The sequence below is a fragment of the Nitratireductor soli genome (assembly GCF_001050155.1).
GTDB classification, from domain to species: domain Bacteria; phylum Pseudomonadota; class Alphaproteobacteria; order Rhizobiales; family Rhizobiaceae; genus Nitratireductor; species Nitratireductor soli.
In genome coordinates, this window is record NZ_LFVY01000011.1 from 93,809 (window position 1) to 111,463 (window position 17,655).

Annotated in this window: 14 protein-coding genes; 8 read left to right on the forward strand and 6 right to left on the reverse strand. The window is 64.2% G+C overall.

All coding sequences use genetic code 11. The features are described from left to right. The first annotated feature begins 4 nt into the window (after positions 1-4). From AB843_RS14970 to rnd, 5 genes are all read left to right on the forward strand, one after another. Positions 5-997, forward strand: coding sequence for an efflux RND transporter periplasmic adaptor subunit (locus AB843_RS14970; protein ID WP_048647675.1), 993 nt, complete (start codon positions 5-7; stop codon positions 995-997). 1 nt (position 998) lies between these two features. Then, positions 999-2,240, forward strand: a complete 1,242-nt coding sequence (locus tag AB843_RS14975; RefSeq protein WP_048647676.1) for an ABC transporter permease — start codon at positions 999-1,001, stop codon at positions 2,238-2,240. After that, positions 2,237-2,920 carry an ABC transporter ATP-binding protein gene (locus AB843_RS14980; protein WP_048647677.1) on the forward strand — a complete coding sequence of 228 codons (684 nt, stop codon included), beginning with the start codon at positions 2,237-2,239 and terminating at the stop codon, positions 2,918-2,920. The genes AB843_RS14975 and AB843_RS14980 overlap by 4 nt, the downstream gene beginning before the upstream one ends. A 121-nt stretch (positions 2,921-3,041) precedes the next feature. After that, a complete protein-coding gene (locus AB843_RS14985; protein ID WP_048647794.1) occupies positions 3,042-4,286 on the forward strand; it encodes an MFS transporter in 1,245 nt (414 codons plus the stop codon). 62 nt (positions 4,287-4,348) lie between these two features. Next, entirely contained in the window at positions 4,349-5,527 is a 1,179-nt protein-coding gene (gene rnd / locus AB843_RS14990; RefSeq protein WP_048647678.1) for a ribonuclease D, read from the forward strand. A 173-nt stretch (positions 5,528-5,700) separates the two neighbouring features. Here rnd and ppx read toward each other — a convergent pair whose 3' ends face one another. Together ppx and AB843_RS15000 are read right to left on the reverse strand one after the other, a co-directional pair. After that, positions 5,701-7,218 carry an exopolyphosphatase gene (ppx, locus tag AB843_RS14995; protein WP_048647679.1) on the reverse strand — a complete coding sequence of 506 codons (1,518 nt, stop codon included), beginning with the start codon at positions 7,216-7,218 and terminating at the stop codon, positions 5,701-5,703. 13 nt (positions 7,219-7,231) lie between these two features. Further along, on the reverse strand, positions 7,232-9,451 hold the full coding sequence (locus tag AB843_RS15000) for an RNA degradosome polyphosphate kinase (protein ID WP_048647680.1): 2,220 nt from the start codon (positions 9,449-9,451) through the stop codon (positions 7,232-7,234). A 250-nt stretch (positions 9,452-9,701) separates the two neighbouring features. On the opposite strand from AB843_RS15000, the gene AB843_RS15005 reads away from it, so the two are divergent. Together AB843_RS15005 and AB843_RS15010 are read left to right on the forward strand one after the other, a co-directional pair. Continuing rightward, on the forward strand, positions 9,702-9,944 hold the full coding sequence (locus tag AB843_RS15005; RefSeq protein WP_048647795.1) for a zinc-finger domain-containing protein: 243 nt from the start codon (positions 9,702-9,704) through the stop codon (positions 9,942-9,944). Positions 9,945-9,950: 6 nt separating this feature from the next. After that, a complete protein-coding gene (locus tag AB843_RS15010; RefSeq protein ID WP_082143849.1) occupies positions 9,951-11,165 on the forward strand; it encodes an FAD-dependent monooxygenase in 1,215 nt (404 codons plus the stop codon). A 281-nt stretch (positions 11,166-11,446) separates the two neighbouring features. On the opposite strand, the gene AB843_RS15015 is transcribed toward AB843_RS15010, so the two are convergent. The 4 genes from AB843_RS15015 to AB843_RS15030 all read right to left on the reverse strand — a co-directional run bounded on the left by AB843_RS15015 (position 11,447) and on the right by AB843_RS15030 (position 15,909). Further along, positions 11,447-12,250: an amino acid ABC transporter ATP-binding protein gene (locus tag AB843_RS15015; protein WP_048647681.1), complete on the reverse strand. Its 804-nt coding sequence runs from the start codon at positions 12,248-12,250 to the stop codon at positions 11,447-11,449. Between the two features lie 103 nt (positions 12,251-12,353). Next, positions 12,354-13,511, reverse strand: coding sequence for an amino acid ABC transporter permease (locus AB843_RS15020; protein ID WP_048647682.1), 1,158 nt, complete (start codon positions 13,509-13,511; stop codon positions 12,354-12,356). 1 nt (position 13,512) lies between these two features. Beyond that, positions 13,513-14,703 (reverse strand): amino acid ABC transporter permease, encoded by a 1,191-nt coding sequence (locus AB843_RS15025; protein ID WP_048647683.1) that lies wholly within the window; start codon positions 14,701-14,703, stop codon positions 13,513-13,515. Positions 14,704-14,880: 177 nt separating this feature from the next. Beyond that, positions 14,881-15,909 carry an amino acid ABC transporter substrate-binding protein gene (locus tag AB843_RS15030; RefSeq protein ID WP_048647684.1) on the reverse strand — a complete coding sequence of 343 codons (1,029 nt, stop codon included), beginning with the start codon at positions 15,907-15,909 and terminating at the stop codon, positions 14,881-14,883. A gap of 491 nt (positions 15,910-16,400) precedes the next feature. Between AB843_RS15030 and AB843_RS15035 the strand changes: the two genes are divergently transcribed. Continuing rightward, positions 16,401-17,576 (forward strand): cystathionine beta-lyase, encoded by a 1,176-nt coding sequence (locus tag AB843_RS15035; protein ID WP_048647685.1) that lies wholly within the window; start codon positions 16,401-16,403, stop codon positions 17,574-17,576. Positions 17,577-17,655: the final 79 nt, after the last annotated feature.

Consider the following 17,655-nt stretch of genomic DNA (forward strand, 5'->3'; position numbering starts at 1 on the left):
ACCGATGCGCATTCTTGTTCTCGCCGCCGCGGCAGCCGCGGCGGCGGCCGCGGGCTACTGGCATGTGGGGCGACCGGTCACGGTGGAGACCGTCTCGCCGACGCGCGGCGAGGCGGCGGAGATCGTTTTCGCCTCGGGCACCGTGGAGCCAAGGAACTGGGCCAAGGTGACAGCCCTGGTGCGCGCGCGCATCATCGAGGTCTGCAATTGCGAGGGCGCACGCATTGCCAGGGACGACATGCTTGCCCGGCTTGACGCCAGCGAGGCCGAAGCAACGCTGAGCGAATTGAAAGCCCGGCAGACACTGGCCATCGATGAGCGCGACCGGCTGAAGGTGCTGGTGGCGCGCAACGTCAGCAATCTGACGGCACTCGAGCGGGCGAACAGTGAGGTCAACCAGGTCGAGGCGCTGATCGCCGGGCAGACGGCGCGGCTGGACAATTACGTGCTGCGCGCGCCCGATGACGGCATGGTCCTGCGGCAGGATGCCGAAGTGGGCGAAGTCGCCGAGCCAGGCGCCGTGCTGTTCTGGGTCGGCCGGCCGACGCCGCGCCTCGTCATCGCCGAAGTGAACGAGGAGGACATTCCGCGGGTCTCGCCGGGACAGCGTGTTCTTCTGCGTTCGGATGCGTTTGCCGGTCGAATGCTGGAGGCAAAGGTCGACAGCATCACGCCAAAGGGCGACCCCGTGACGCGCACCTATCGCGTGCGGCTGGCGCTGCCGGAAGACACGCCGCTCCTGATCGGCATGTCGGTCGACGCCAACATCGTCATCCGCGTTTCGCAAAACGCGCAGCTCGTCCCTGCTCTGGCGCTGAAGGATGGCAAACTGTTCGTCGTCGAGGAAGACCGGGCCAGGATCAAGGCGGTCGAGACCGGCATTCGCGGCACCAGCCGCGTCGAAATCCTGTCGGGACTGGCCGAGGATGCACGCCTCTTGTCGCCCTATCCCGAGGAGATCGAGGATGGCGCCCCCGTCACGGTGAAGGCCGACTGAAATGCGGCTGATCCTCGACATCGCGCTGACGCATATCGCCGGGCGCGGGCGCCAGACACTGGTCGCCATCATCGGCGTGGCGGTCGGCGTCGGCTTCTCCATCGCCATGGCGGCCCTGATGCAGGGCGGGCAGGATGATTTCGTCAAACAGCTGATCGACACCATGCCGCATGTGCAGGTCACCGACGAGCAGCGCGGCGCACGGCGGCAGCCGGCCGAGGAGGCTTTCGACGCCGCGGAGATTTCCGGTCTCAGGCCGCCCGACGACCGGCGTGGCATCATCAATCCGACGGCGGCCACCGCCTGGCTCGACGCCTGGGTCACGGGACGCTTTTCGCAAAGCCTGAAGTCTCAAGGCGTCGTGCGCTACCAGGGGCGTGAGGCCGGCGCCTCCATCATCGGTATCGAGCCGGAGACGGAGCGCGCCATCTCACCCATTGTCGAAGATTTCACGCAAGGCAGTTTTTCGACCCTGTCCGAGGGCGGCAACAATGTGGTGGTGGGCGACCGGATGGCCGAGAAGCTCGGCGCCAGGCTCGGCGACACGGTGACGACGATCTCCTCTTCGGGGCTGACGCGCAATTTCCGCATCACCGGCCTGTTCCATACCGGCACGACGGCGCGCGACGAGGGCGAAGCCTACATGCTCCTGAAGAATGCGCAGATTCTTTCGGAGCGGCCGAACGCCATCAACGACATCCGCATCAAGCTCGACAATCCCTATGCCGCACGCGATGCCGCCCGGCGCATCGAGACGCAACTCGGCTACAAGGCCGTGTCGTGGCAGGAAGCCAATGAAGCGATCATGCAGGCCTTCGTCGTGCGCAACGTCATCATGTATGCGGTGGTGGCGGCGATCCTGCTGGTCGCCGGTTTCGGCATCTTCAACATCGTCTCGACGATCACCCACGAGAAGGCGCGCGATATCGCCATCATGAAATCGCTCGGCTTCAGCCGTGGCGACATGCAGAGCATGTTCGTCATCGAGGGGATGGCCATCGGTGCGGCCGGCTCACTGGCCGGCTGGGCGCTTGGCTTTGTGCTGACCTATGGGCTGGCCTCCATCAAGTTCGAACTCGATGCCGGCGGCCAGGAGATCACCGAATTGCCAATCGCCTGGAGCGCGGCGCACTACGCCATTGCCTCGCTTTTCGCGCTCGGGTCGGCGGCGGTGGCAGGCTATCTGCCGGCGCGCAAGGCGGCGCGGCTGAACCCGGTCGACATCATAAGGGGCGCGACATGACGGCGCTGATTGCGGCGCGCGGCCTGACGCGGGTCTTGCCCGAAACCGTGCCGGTGACGCTGGTGAAGGACATCTCGCTGGAGATCGACCCGAACAGTTTCGTGGCGATCACCGGCCCGTCCGGATCGGGGAAATCGTCCCTGCTCTACCTGCTCGGCCTGCTCGACCGGCCGACCAACGGCACGATCCTCGTCGAGGGGCGCGATACCGGGCCGATGAGCGAGGCGGAACGCGCCCGCACGCGGCTGTCGATGATCGGCTTCGTGTTCCAGTTCCACTTCCTGCTGCCGGAATTCTCGGCCCGCCAGAATGTCGAAATCCCGATGCGCAAGATGGGCAGGCTTGCGCCGCGCGAGATGCGCGGGCGCGCAGAGGAATTGCTCGATGCGCTGGGCCTCGCCGACCATCGCAACAAGCGACCCGACCAATTGTCGGGCGGCCAGCGCCAGCGTGTGGCGGTGGCTCGGGCGCTCGCCAACGATCCGCCGCTGGTGCTCGCCGACGAACCGACCGGCAGCCTGGATTCGCAAAGTTCCGAGCAGGTCTTCGAAATCCTGCGGTCGCTTGTCCGTGAACGCGGCAAGACCGTCGTCGCCGTCACGCACGACCTCGACATGGCGGCGCGCATGGACCGGCGCGTCCATTTGGTGGACGGCATGCTGGCCGAAGCGGAGGACTGAGCCGGCACGCGCCTGGGACCATTGGCGCGGCCAATTGGCCCAAGCGAATTGATCCAGGGCATCCTATAGGTGGGATGCAAGCGGTGCGATGTACGCGCCGCACCCGCCGGGCCGCCTTTTCATGTCCAATCTTCGCCCGCTCATTCCGCTTCTCATTGCCGCCGGCATCCTGCTTGCCGGCAATGGCCTGCAAGGCACGCTGATCGCCCTGCGGGGTGCTGCGGAAGGCTTTTCGCCGACCACGATCGGCCTGATGGGCAGCGCCTATTTTGCCGGCTTCCTGATCGGCTGCCTCTATATTCCCCGCCTGCTGCGCGCCGTCGGCCATATCCGCGCCTTCGCCGCGCTGGCGGCGCTGGGCGCCGCGGGCGCGCTGCTCCTGGTGCTGTTCGTCGATCCCATTGCCTGGATCGCCATACGGTTCTTGTCGGGAATTTGCTTTTCCAGCCTGTTCACGACCATCGAGAGCTGGCTCAATTCGGCAGCCGCCAACGCCAATCGGGCGCGCGTGCTGGCCGTCTACCGGATCATCGACATCGTCGCGGTGACCGGTTCCCAATACATGATCCCCGGCCTCGGCATCGAGGGCTTCGTCACCTTTGCCGTCATGGCGATGATGATCACCCTGTCGCTGGTGCCCGTGTCGATGGCCGACCGGTCGAATCCCCAGCCGCCGGCCGAGTTCCGCCTCGATCTCAAGGGAGTCTGGCGCATCTCGCCGCTCGCCTCGATCGGCTGCATCGCCGTCGGGCTGACCAACAGCGCCTTCCGCATGGTCGGGCCGATCTACGGCCAGGCGATCGGCCTGTCGGTCTCGGAGATCGCCACGTTCATGAGCGCCGGCATCATCGGCGGTGCGGTGATGCAATATCCGCTGGGCGCGCTGTCCGACCGGCGAGACCGGCGGCAGGTGCTGCTCGTCACCACCATCGGCGCGATGGTCTCGGCGCTTGCTCTCAGCTGGTTCGCCGGCGACGACCGCAACGCCAATCTCCTGCTCGTCTTCCTGTTCGGCGCCTTCGCCATGTCGCTCTATTCGCTGTCGGCGGCGCACGCCAACGACCATGCGACGAAGGACGAGTTCGTCCAGGTGGCGGCGGGCCTGCTGTTCTTCTATTCGATCGGCGCCATGGCGGGACCGCTGATCGCCTCGTTCCTGATGCAGCGTTTCGGCCCGCACGCACTGTTCTCCTACACGTCGGTCATCTATGCGGCGCTGGTGCTGGTCACGCTGTATCGCATGGGAGTCCGGGCGGCTGTGCCGGCTGGCCAGCGCCGCCGTTTCGCCGTCCTTCTGCGCACCTCGCCCGTGTTCATGCGCATGGCGCGGCGCGGCCGCGCCAAGCGGCCGGCAGAGGACCGCTGACAGCATTGTTCTGCCCACAGCCAATTCTTCACTTTTGCCGCCGCATGACCTAAAGAAGCAGAATGGATCTGATTACGAAGCAACAAGACCTCGACGCGGCCATCGCCGAACTCAGGAAATCCGATTTCGTCACCGTCGATACGGAGTTCATCCGCGAGACGACCTTCTGGCCGGAATTGTGCCTGATCCAGCTGGCCGCCCCCGGCGTGACGGCGCTGGTCGACCCGCTGTCCAAGGACATCGACCTCAAGCCGTTCTTCGATCTGATGACGGATGAGCGGGTGACGAAGGTGTTTCACGCCGCGCGCCAGGACATCGAGATCGTCTTCCACCTGGGCGGGCTTATTCCGCACCCGGTCTTCGACAGCCAGGTCGCGGCGACGGTGTGTGGTTTCGGCGACAGCATCTCCTACGACCAGCTGGTTTCGAGAATCACCGGCGCACAGATCGACAAATCCTCGCGCTTCACCGACTGGCGTCGCCGTCCGCTGACCGACAAGCAGCTGAGCTATGCGCTGGCCGATGTGACACATCTGATCGACGTCTACGAGCATTTGAGGGAAGAATTGGCGCGCGAGGGCCGCGCCCATTGGCTGAACGAGGAAATGGCGGTCCTGACAGCGCAGGAAACCTATGATCCGCATCCCGACGACGCCTGGAAACGGCTCAAGCTCAGGGTCAAGAAGCCGATCGAGCTGGCAGTGCTGCAGCAGGTGGCGACCTGGCGCGAATATGAAGCGCGCGAGCGCAACGTGCCGCGTGGCCGTGTCATCAAGGACGATGCGATCTACGAGGTCGCGCAGCAGCAGCCCCGCGATACGGAAGCGCTTGGCCGGCTGCGCACCATTCCGCGCGGCTGGGAGCGTTCGTCGGGAGCGGCCGGACTGCTTGGCGCCGTCGCCAGGGCCCTTGCACTGCCAAAGGAAGAACTGCCCCGTCTGCCGCGCCCGTCACAGGCGCCAGAAGGGGCTGCGGCCGCCGCCGAACTGCTGAAGGTTCTGCTGAAACTGGTGGCGGACCGGCAGGGCGTGGCGGCGAAAATGCTCGCCTCAAGCGACGACATCGAACGTATCGCCGCCGATGGCGCGGCGGCCGACGTGCCGGCCATGTCCGGCTGGCGGCGCGAAGTGTTCGGCGAGGAAGCGCTGAAACTGGTGCGCGGCGAACTCGCCCTGCGCTTCAACAAGCGCAGAGTGGAAGTGTTCGATCCAGAGGGGAAGACAGTGCAGGCGGCGGAATAGCCGGCCGCTCCATCTCTTTGTTCTTCCGCATTTATGCGGACGTCAGGCGGAACCACCGACTGCAAAATGCTGCAGCCCGGTTCAGCGTTTCATGGAAACGTTGCCCCGCTCCATCTCATTGTTCTTTCGCATTTATGCGGACGTCAGGTGGAACCACCTGACTGCAAAATGCTCTATTGCCCCTCGACCGCCAGCGTCAGGTTGCGGCCCGTCACCTTGGCCAGATGCGCCATGCGGCCCACCGGACGTTCGCCCATCAGGGCGGCGTGCGTGGCCGGTATGATCAGCGCTGTCGTGCCGTCGTCGCGCTTTTCCCACTTCAGCTGCGGGATGATGCCAGGCATCGATGCGGTCAACAGATAGACGACACGCAACAAGCCACCCAGAAGGCGGGCGCGTTCGACATAGCGGGGCGTGGCCAGCTCACGCATCTGCGGTGACAACGCGTCGTTGAACAATCCTTCGTGACGGAACAGATTGGCCAGCGCGATGAAGGCGCGGCCCGGATGGTCGATGCCGATAAACGACCCGTGCGCAATGATGTTGAGCGACTGGATGCCGCGATATTCGGGATGGGCGCGCCAGCCTATATCGGCCAGCAGACAGGCGGCCACCCGGTAACGCGCCTCCTCCTCCGTCTCCTCGATGCCGAGCGCTTCGAAGGCGGTTCCACTCCACGCGGCCAGTTCGCGCGCGTGGGTGACCGAGCGCGAGCGCAGTATGGCCAATTCCTCGGCCGCCGAAACGAGCGGATCCTTGGCGCGTTCCTCCTCCGACAGGAGCGAATAGAGATAGCCCTCGCGCACGCCGAGCGCGGAAAAAATGATGCGCGACGGCTGGGCCGCGCTGATGATCTCCAGCAGAACCGCAGCGCCATAGGGCAAAAGCGCCCGGCGGTTCTTCGAGATGCGTTCGATGCTCGCCATCTTGTCGGCGCCGGCGGCGACGCGTTTCAGGAAATCGGCCGACTGCTCGATGCCGAGCTCGTAATGGTGCATGACTTCGAGCGGATAGCCGGTTTCGAGCATGTGCAGACGGGCAAGGTTACGCCAGGTGCCGCCGACGCAATAGAACGGCCGCCCTGCCCCCTCCTTCAGCCAATCGGCGCGCGCCAGCTCCTTGCGGGCGATGCGGGCAGCCTTCGAAACCGAATTGCCCGCCATTTCACGCAGCCGCAACCCGCCGAGCGGCAATGTGATGCCGTCGCCCATCGACCGGTCCTCGACGGCAACCAGTTCGAGGCTGCCGCCGCCCAGATCGCCGACGATGCCATCGGGCTTATGAAAACCGGACATGACACCATAGGCCGAGTACCTGGCCTCCTCGCGGCCGGACAGGACATGGATCTCCGTGCCAAGAATGTCCTCGGCGCGATGGATGAAATCCGGGCCGTTGCGCGCTTCGCGCGCCGCCGCCGTCGCCAGCACGTGCAGGGCTTGCGCGCCCGCCTGTTCCGACAGGGCGCGGAAGCGGCGAAATTCGGCCACGGCGCGGGTCACGCCCTCGGGGTCCAGTTCCCCGGTCGTGACGATGCCCTTGCCCAGACCGGCGAGCATCTTTTCGTTGAACAGCATGGTCGGCGCACGGGCCACACCCTCATAGATCACGAGGCGTATGGAGTTGGACCCGATGTCGATCACAGAGACGGGGCGGCGGTCCTGAAGACGGCCTTGAGATGCGGCAATACCCAAACGAAAGTGCTCGTCAATCCGCAGCGGGATGGACCCCGGCGTCCAGCTTCTTGCGCTTCTTGAACGCAGCGATCCGCCTGGGCGCATGGGATTTCAAGGCATTGCCGCGACCGGATAGGCTCGGATTGGTCATAAAATATTCCTGAGCGTTGAACGGTTCCTCTCCCTCGTCGGGCATCATGCGTCGCGAGGTGCCATCCGGCAATACTTCAAAGCTTTGCTGGTTGTCCATGATGTTTCCGAGCATGATCTGCCCCAGAACCTGCTCATGCACGGTCGGATTGGTGATCGGCACCATGGTTTCCACGCGCCGGTCGAGGTTGCGCGGCATGATGTCGGCGGAAGAAATGTAAATCACCGCCTCGTCGGACGGCAGGCCATGGCCATTGCCGAAGCAATAGATTCGGCTGTGCTCGAGGAAGCGGCCGACGATGGACTTGACGCGAATGCGTTCCGACAGGCCCGGAACTTGCGGACGCAGGCAGCAGATGCCGCGCACCACCAGGTCGATCTCGACGCCCGCCTGCCCCGCCTCGTACAGCGCATCGATGACGGCCGGATCGACCAGCGAATTCATCTTCATCCAGATCTGCGCCGGACGGCCGGCGCGCGCATGGTCGATTTCGGCGCGAATGTGGTCGAGCAGCCGGTTGCGCAGCGAGAACGGCGAGATGGCCAGCCGCATCTCGCCGTCGGGCTCGGCATAGCCGGTGATGAAGTTGAACACCTGCGCCATGTCGCGGGCGATTTCCGGATTGCAGGTGAAATAGGACAGGTCCGTATAGATGCGCGCGGTGATGGGGTGATAGTTGCCGGTGCCCAGGTGGCAGTAATTGCGCAGCTTGCCCTCCTCGCGGCGCACCACCAGCGACATCTTGGCGTGCGTCTTCAACTCGATGAAGCCGAAAACCACCTGCACGCCGGCGCGCTCCAGGTCGCGCGCCCAGCGGATGTTGGCCTCCTCGTCGAAGCGGGCCTTCAGTTCGACCAGCGCGGTTACCGATTTGCCGGCCTCCGAGGCCTCGATCAGGGCGCGCACGATTGGGCTGTCGTTCGAGGTGCGGTAGAGCGTCTGCTTGATCGCCACCACTTCGGGATCCTGCGAGGCCTGGCGCAGGAACTGCACCACCACGTCGAAGGATTCATAAGGGTGGTGGACGATGATGTCCTTCTCGCGGATGGCGGCGAAGCAATCGCCATTGTGCTCGCGAATCCGCTCTGGGAAGCGCGGATTGTAAGGCGCGAAAAGCAGGTCGTCGCGCGGCAGTTTGACGATCTCGGAAATCTGGTTGATGGCCAATGGCCGCTGCAGAACGGTGATGCGCGTCTCGGCGACACCCAGCTCACCGGCGACGAAATGACGCAAACCCTCGGGGATCTCGTTGTCGAACTCGATGCGGATCACCGAACCGCGGCGGCGGCGCTTCAGGGCCGATTCAAACAGGCGGACCAGGTCCTCCGCTTCTTCCTCGACCTCGATGTCGCTGTCGCGGATGATGCGGAACGTGCCGGAGCCTATCACCTGGTAGCGCGGGAACAACTTGCCGATGAACAGCTTGACCGCATCTTCCAGCGTGATGAAGCGCACGGCGCGGCCGCGCTCGGGCAACTGGATGAAACGCTTCAGCGCCACCGGCAGGCGCAACAGCGCCGTCATCGTCTCCAACTCGCCCTCATGCTGCAGTTCGAGCGCCATGGAGAAGCCGAGATTGGGGATGAACGGGAACGGATGCGCCGGGTCGATCGACAGCGGCGTCAGAACCGGAAAAATCGTTTCCATGAAATGGTTTTCCAGCCATTTCATGTCAGGTTGATTCAAGGCGTCGGGGCGCACCAGATCTATGTCTTCCTTGCTCAGCAGCGCCAGCAGCGCCGTCAGGCTGGCATGCTGGTCGATCTGCAGCCGGCCGACCTCGCGCAGGATCTGCTCGAGCTGCTCTTCCGGCGTGCGGCCATCGGCGCTGCGGGTGGCGATGTGCTCGCGCACCTGGCCGGCCAGGCCCGCCACGCGAACCATGAAGAATTCGTCCAGATTGTCGGCCGAGATGGACAGGAAGCGCAGCCTTTCGAGCAGCGGATGGTTCGGATTCTGCGCCTCGTCGAGCACGCGACGATTGAACTGCAGCCAGGAAAACTCGCGATTGACGAAGCGGTCCGGGCTCGCAACGGCGATCTCGCCCGCCGGCCCCGTATCGACGGCGAATTCGGTCTGAACCGGTTTTAGTTCGCTCATGGTCTCGCTCGCGCCCCTTTTGCATGCGATGGACTGGTTCAGCGCTGAACCAGTCTATCGCTTGTTTTCCTGCATTTGTGCGTACGTCAGGTGATTCCGCCTGACTGCAAAATGCGCTGGCTGTGGTTGTCGGCCAGTCATCCTATCTGGTGACAGGGTTTTGCGACAGTTTCATATCACAGGCTTGCAAAGATGCGGTTTATGCTACAAACGCAAGCAACTTCCAACGCGTGCAAAGCGGGAGACGATGATGGCAGGATCGGCCATTCCCCATTTCCAGAACACGGACGGCCACAGCGCCATCGAGATCGGCGTCAAGGAGTTCATGTGCGTCGGCGCCAACCCGCCCAACGACCATCCGCATGTGTATATCGACATGGGTGACGAGACCGAGCGTGTCTGTCCCTATTGCTCGACGCTCTACCGCTACAATGCGGCGCTCGGAGCCGCCCTCACCCGGCCGGAAGGCTGTCTGTTCGAGGAAGCGGCCTAGCGACCGGTGGCGGAAAGACCGGCCGTCCTCATCGCCGGGGCAGGCATCGCCGGCCTGACGATGGCGCTGGCACTGGCCCGGCACGGGTTCCGCGCCCGCATCTATGAGCGCGAACCCCTGTTGCGCGAGGTCGGCGCCGGGCTGCAGCTTTCCCCCAATGCAACGCGCATCCTGGATCGCCTCGGCGTTCTGGACGTCCTTGCGCCGCGCGCCGTGCGCCCGCTGGCAGTCGAATTGAGGAATGCGGCGACGCTCGAACGCGTCGCCCGGGTGCCGCTTGGCGCGGTCGCCGAAAGGCGCTGGGGGGCGCCTTATCTGGTGGCGCACCGCGCCGACCTGCAGGCGGCGCTCATCAGCCTGGTGCGCCGGCAGCGCGGCATCGAGCTCGTCACGGGCACGGCCGTCGAGGACGCCGAGCTCACCGAAGACGGCGTCAGGGCGCGCATCACGCGCGGCTGGATCAGCGAACAGGCCGATGCCCCCTTGCTGATCGCCGCCGACGGCGTGTGGTCGCGCCTGCGACGGACCGCCAGCGCCGCGGCGGGCAGCCGCTTCACCGGCCATCTGGCATGGCGCACGACGCTGCCGCGCGACAAGGCGGGCGAAGCACTCGCGGTGGCCGATACGGTGACGGCGTTCATGCACCCGCGTTTCCACCTCATCGCCTATCCGGTGAGCGGCGGACGGGAGCTCAATCTCGTGGCCTTCACCCGCGGCGAAGCCACGCGGCAGGCGATGCGGCAGGATTGGGCGCAGGAAGCGAGCGACGCACCGCTCAGGGATGCGATGGCGGAAACGGCCCTTCTGCCATTGATCGACACGGTGCCTTCGTGGACCGTGTGGCCGATCCACGCCGCGCATCCAGGCGCCCCCTGGATCCACGGCGACAGGGTGGCGCTCATCGGCGATGCGGCCCATGCGGTGCCGCCCTTCGCCGCGCAGGGCGCAGCCATGGCGATCGAGGACGCAGCAACGCTGGCGGCCCTTTTGGCGCGGCACCGCGACAACATGCCGGTGGCGCTTTCGGCCTATCAGCGCATCCGCAAACCGCGCATGGCGCAGGTGGCGCGGCGCGGCCGGTTCAACCGCTTCGTCTGGCATGCGGGCGGGCCGGTGGCGCTGGCGCGCGACCTGATCCTCAGGAAACGCGACGAAACCGCGCTGATGGCCGATTTCGACTGGTTGTACGGATTCGACGCCGAGGCGGAACTGGACGGGTAATTGTCCACAGGACTCAGGCAATCTCGCCTAGACCGGTTCAGCATTTCATAGAAACGCTGAACCGTTCTATCTCATTGTTTTTCCGCATCTATGCGGACGTCAGGTGATTCCACCTGACTGCAAAATGCTATAGCGCATCGGCCCGGTGCGTGGTTCGACAAGCTCACCATGAGGGGGGGGTGGACTTGGCAGGGAGACTGGTTCCGCGACGTTGCGGGTGGTTTTCTTGCAACCATACCCCCCTCATGGTGAGCTTGTCGAACCACGCACGGCTCTGTAGCTCAGTGCAGGATCTGCGACAGGAACAGTTTCGTGCGCTCGTGCTGCGGGTGGTCGAAGAACTCGGCCGGCGTGTTCTGCTCGACGATCTGCCCCTGATCCATGAAGATCACCCGGTTGGCCACCTGGCGGGCAAAGCCCATCTCGTGGGTGACGCAGATCATGGTCATGCCCTCCTCGGCCAGGTCGACCATGGTGTCGAGCACTTCCTTGATCATCTCCGGATCGAGCGCCGAAGTGGGCTCGTCGAACAGCATGATGCGCGGGTTCATGCACAGGGCGCGGGCAATCGCCACGCGCTGCTGCTGGCCGCCGGAAAGCTGGCCCGGATATTTGTGCGCCTGCTCGGGTATCTTGACGCGTTCGAGGAAGTGCATCGCCGCGCGCTCGGCTTCCTTCTTCGGCGTCTTGCGCACCCAGATCGGCGCCAGCGTGCAGTTCTCCAGGATGGTCAGATGCGGGAACAGGTTGAAGTGCTGGAACACCATGCCCACTTCGCGGCGCACCTCGTCGATCTTCTTAAGATCGTTGGTCAGTTCGATGCCGTCGACGACGATCTTGCCCTTCTGGTGCTCCTCGAGCCGGTTGATGCAGCGAATCATCGTCGATTTTCCCGACCCGGACGGGCCGCACACGACGATGCGCTCGCCGCGCATCACCTTCAGGTTGATGTCCTTCAGGACATGGAAATCGCCATACCATTTGTGCATGTCGACGATCTCGATCGCCACGTCGGTATCGGAGATGTGCATCTTGCCGCGATTGGCGTGAAGCTCCTCGGCCTTGACTGCGTTTTGTGGTGCCATCTGGATTCCCCTTCAGCCTTGTGGCCTATCTCATTGTTTTTCCGCAATAGCTTGTGGGCTGACTTATCGAAACAGATGGGTACCATCTGTTTCGGTCAGACCACTAGCGTTTGTGACCGGTGTCGAGCCGGCGTTCCATGAAGATCGAATAGCGTGACATGCCGAAGCAGAACAGCCAGAAGACAAAGCCGGCAAAAACAAGGCCGGTGATCGGCGTCTGGGGAGACGCCCAATTGGCATCCGAGAAGTTCTGGCGAACCGCGCCAAGCAGGTCGAACATACCGATGATGTAGACCAGGCTCGTGTCCTTGAACAAGCCTATGAAGGTGTTCACGATGCCCGGAATAACCAGTTTTATGGCTTGTGGAAGAACGATCAGATTGGTCTTCTTCCAATAGCTCAGACCGAGCGCGTCGGCGCCCTCGTACTGGCCCTTGGGGATCGCCTGCAGGCCGCCGCGAATGACTTCCGCCATATAGGCCGAGGCGAACAGGGCGACGCCGATCAGGGCGCGCAGCAGCTTGTCGAAGCTGGTGCCGGGCGGCAGGAACAGTGGCAGCATGACGCTGGCCATGAACAGGATGGTGATCAGCGGCACGCCGCGCATGGTCTCGATGAAGACGACGCAGACGAGCTTGACCACGGGCATGTGCGAACGCCGGCCGAGCGCCAGAAGGATGCCGAGCGGCAGCGATACGCTGATACCGACATAGGCAAGCACCAGCGTCACCATCAATCCGCCCCACAGGGGCGTCGCCACCGGCTTGAGGCCGAAGGCACCGCCCGACAGGAGGAAGAAGCCGACCACCGGGAAGATGACAAACAGCAGCAGCGCGTTCAGCCCCTTGCGCGGTACGCGCGGAACCAGCATCGGCACGAGGAGCGCGACGAACAGGAAGCCCGTCAGATAAACGCGCCAGCGCTCGGCGGACGGGTAGCGGCCGAACATGAACTGCTGGAACTTGGCATCGACGAACGCCCAGCAGGCACCCGACCAGCCATCCGGCTGCAGGCCGCCCTGGGCCAGCGTGGCACAGGCGGTCCGGTCGCTGCCGGTCCATTGCGCGTTGATGAAGGCCCATTGCACCAGCGGCGGGACGATCATGAACACCAGGGCGATGCCGAGCAGCGAGAAGATCGTGTCGACCACATTGGCGAACATGTTCTTGCGCAGCCACGGAACCAGGCCGTGCTCGGCCACCGGCGGGGCCTGGCTGGCCACCATCTCCGCGCGGACGAAAGAAAGGTCGTGTTCCTGCATCCTATCGCTCCACCAGCGCCTTGCGCGCGTTGTACCAGTTCATGAATGCGGCGGTGGCGAGACTGAGGCCCAGATAGACGATCAGCCAGATGGCGACGATCTCGATCGCCTGACCGGTCTGGTTGAGCGTCGTGCCGCCGGTGGCGACCAGATCCGGATAGCCGATGGCGACGGCCAGCGAGGAGTTCTTCGTCAGGTTGAGATACTGGCTGGTCAGGGGCGGGATGATGATGCGCAGCGCCTGCGGGATGACCACCAGGCGCAGGGTCGGCCGATTGCGCAGGCCAAGCGCGTGCGCGGCTTCGCTCTGGCCATGGCTGACGCCGAGCACGCCGGCGCGGACGATCTCGGCGATGAAGGCCGCCGTATAGAAGGACAGGGCGAGATACAGCGAGAGAAATTCCGGTCTGACCTGTATGCCGCCTTGCAGATTGAAGGTCGACAGCGCCGGAAACTGGAAGCTCAGCGGAAAGCCAGTGACGACGAACGCCAGGAGCGGCAAGCCGATCAGCAGGCCGAGCGAGGTCCATAAGACCGGAAACCGGTCGCCGGTCGCCGCCTGCCGCTTGGCCGCCCAGCGGCGGACGAACCAGATGAACACCAGCGCCAGGCCCAGGGCCAGCGCGATGAGGCCGGCCCCCTCGCCCCAGAGGAATTTTGGAAAATAGAAACCGCGGCTGTTGAGATAAGAGCCGAAGGGCAACTCGATCGAATCGCGCGGCAGCGGGAGAACGGACAAGACGCCGAAATACCAGAAGAAGATGACCAGCAGCGGGGGGATGTTGCGGAACACCTCGACATAGACGAGGCAGATCCTGTTGATCAGCCAGTTCTTCGATAAGCGGCCAATGCCGATGACGAACCCGACGATGGTCGCCGTGATGATGCCGAGAATGGCGACGCGGAGCGTGTTCAGGAAGCCGACATACAGCGCGCGCCCATAGGTCGAATCGGAGCTGTAGGCGACCAGGCTGTCGCCGATGTCGAAGCCGGCGCGTCCCTGCAGGAAGCCGAAGCCTGAGGCGATGTTGGCACGCTGGAGATTGGCAGTGGTGTTGCCGATGATCCAGTAGACAAAGGCGAACAGTCCGACGAAGACGAGTATTTGGTAGGCGATGCCTCGCACACGCGGATCATAGAGCAGCGGCACACGAGGCGCCGCGCCCTCCGCAATGGTTTGCTGGGTGGCCATGGCTTTCCTCACCAGGGATGGCGCAAAGCGGTCAATCCCGCCTTGCGCGCATCGCATTGACGGTCATGCGCGGCGGCTTCCACCCTCTTGTGCTCTTACAGGCTCAGGGCGCGAGCCGCCGTTTCGATCCATGCTTGGGCGGTCCGCAAACCGGCGATGGTTTGCGGACCGGTTTCCTCAGCGGATCGGCATGCCGTACTGCAGGCCGCCCTTCGTCCACAGGGCGTTGATGCCGCGGGAAATCTTCAGCGGGCTGTCGGCGCCGACATTGCGCTCGAACATCTCGCCATAGTTTCCGACATGCTTGATGACCCGGGCGGCCCAATCATTCGTCAGACCCAGATCGGCGCCGAGCTTGCCGCCGTCCTCGGTGCCCAGGAGACGCTTGATCTCGGGGTTTTCCGACTTCATGCTCTCTTCGAGATTGGCCTGGCTGACGCCGAGTTCCTCGGCGTTCAACTGCGCATAATAGACCCATTTGACGACGTCGAGCCACTGATCGTCGCCATGCCGCACGACAGGGCCGAGCGGCTCTTTCGAGATGATCTCCGGCAGGACGATGTGGTCGTCGGGGCTGCTGAGCGTCAGGCGGATCGCGTAGAGGCCCGACTGATCGGTCGTGTAGACGTCGCAACGACCCTGGTCATAGGCCGTGTTGACCTCTTCGAGTTTTTCGAAGACGACCGGATTGTATTCCATATTGTTGGCCTTGAAGTAATCGGCCAGGTTGAGCTCGGTGGTCGTGCCGGACTGCACGCAGACGGCGGCGCCGGACAGTTGCAGCGCCGAACTGATGCCCTGCAGCTTCTTCGAATTGATCATGAAGCCCTGGCCGTCATAATAGGTGACGCCAGCAAAATTCAGGCCGAGCGCGGTGTCGCGGCTGATGGTCCACGTGGTGTTGCGCGACAAAACATCGACTTCGCCCGACTGCAGGGCGGTGAAGCGTTCCTTCGCCGACAGCGGCGAGAACTGGACAGCCTTGGGATCGTCGAAAACCGCGGCGGCGATCGCCCGGCAGAAATCCACGTCCAGACCGGTGTATTCACCCTTGTCGTCCGGCGCGCTGAAGCCGGCGAGACCCGTGCTGACACCGCATTGCACATGGCCCTTTGCCTTCACGTCGTCGAGCGTGGCGGCGGAAGCCGACCCGGCCGCCATTGCGAGCACCGCGGAGCCGAGCAACGCTTTGAGAACTGTCTTCATAGTTACGAACCCTTTTTTTCTGGTATTCGGGCTTATCCCCTGATGGTCGTCGTGCGGAAGCAGGCGAATGACCCAAGCCTGACGCTCCGGGCGGAGCGTTGGTCCCTAGTGTCCTGCCCCAGCCAAACCGACAGGTTTGGACTGGGATATGCAGGCCACCAAATATGATCTAGGGCAACTTTGCTTCAAGTGAAATGAATGCAAGCCTTTATTCCACTTGAAGCGTTGCACTAGGACAAGCGGCCACGCGCTTCCTCTCCCACGCACTGGGTGCATCGAAGGCCATATTTCGCTTTGGGTCAAGAGCGAATGACGCTTGCGCCAGATGGGATCGGCGGCACCCGCACCGGTTGACGCGCCGTCGACAATGACGTTCCATCGCCGGCACGTTCCATCCGCTGGAGCATTTTCATTCATTGCCGCTCGCCAGCCGATCGGCTTCCTTCCCCGCGGCCCCCTCCAGGCGGCCCCACGTCACGCACCGAGGTTCGATGAGCAACGAAAATGAAACCCGGGTCGGAGTGAACACGCGGCTTGCCCATATGGGCAACGATCCGCGCGCCTTCTTCGGCTTCGTCAATCCGCCCGTCGTCCACGCATCGACGGTCCTGTTTCCCGATGCCGAGACCATGGCGTCACGGCAGCAGAAATACACCTACGGGACGCGTGGCACGCCGACGACGGACGCGCTCGCCGATGCCGTCAATGCGCTGGAGGGTGCCGCCGGAACGGTGATCGTGCCGTCGGGGCTGGCCGCCGTCACCGTGCCGCTCCTCGGCTTCCTGTCGGCCGGCGATCACGTGCTGATCGTCGATTCGGTCTACCATCCGACGCGTCATTTCGCCGATACGATGCTGGTCCGGCTGGGCGTCGAGGTTACCTATTACGACCCGATGGCCGGCGCAGGCCTCTCGGCGCTGATGCAGCCCAACACCAAGGTCGTCCTGACCGAGGCGCCGGGCTCCGGCACGTTCGAGATGCAGGACATCCCGGCCATCGTCGAGGTGGCGCACAAGGGCGGCGCCATCGTCATGATGGACAACACCTGGGCGACGCCCCTGTTCTACCGCCCGCTCGACCATGGGGTCGATGTTTCCATCCAGGCGGCAACCAAATACCCGGCTGGCCATTCGGACGTCCTGCTTGGCACCGTGTCCGCCAACGCGGCCTGCTGGGAGCGCCTGCTGGACGCTCACGGGACGCTCGGCGTGTGTGCTGCACCGGACGATGTCTACCAGGTGCTGCGCGGTCTGCGCACGATGGGCGTGCGCCTCGAACGGCACCAGGCAAGCGCCTTCGCGCTGGCCCGTTGGCTGGATGGCCAGGCCGGTGTGGCGCGCGTGCTCCATCCGGGCCTTGAATCGCATCCCGGCCATGCCCTCTGGAAGCGTGACTTCTCGGGCGCCAGCGGCCTCTTCTCGATCGTGCTCGACGGCGGCGGCGAACGCCAGGCGCATGCCTTCCTGAACGCGCTGCGCTTCTTCGGCCTGGGCTATTCCTGGGGCGGTTTCGAAAGCCTGGCCGTTCACGTGTCGCTGAAAGACCGCAAGGTGGCGCTGGCGCCAAAGGAAGGCCCGGTCATCCGCCTGCAGATCGGCCTGGAAGATGTCGACGACCTGAAAGCCGACCTGGCCCGTGGGCTGGCCGCGGCCGCGGCTGCCTCCTGACGCGACAAAGCCAGCGCTGCTCTTCCAGCGGGCGCGGCGAACCCGGCCTTCGACGGGCATGCGATCGGCGACCTGTCCG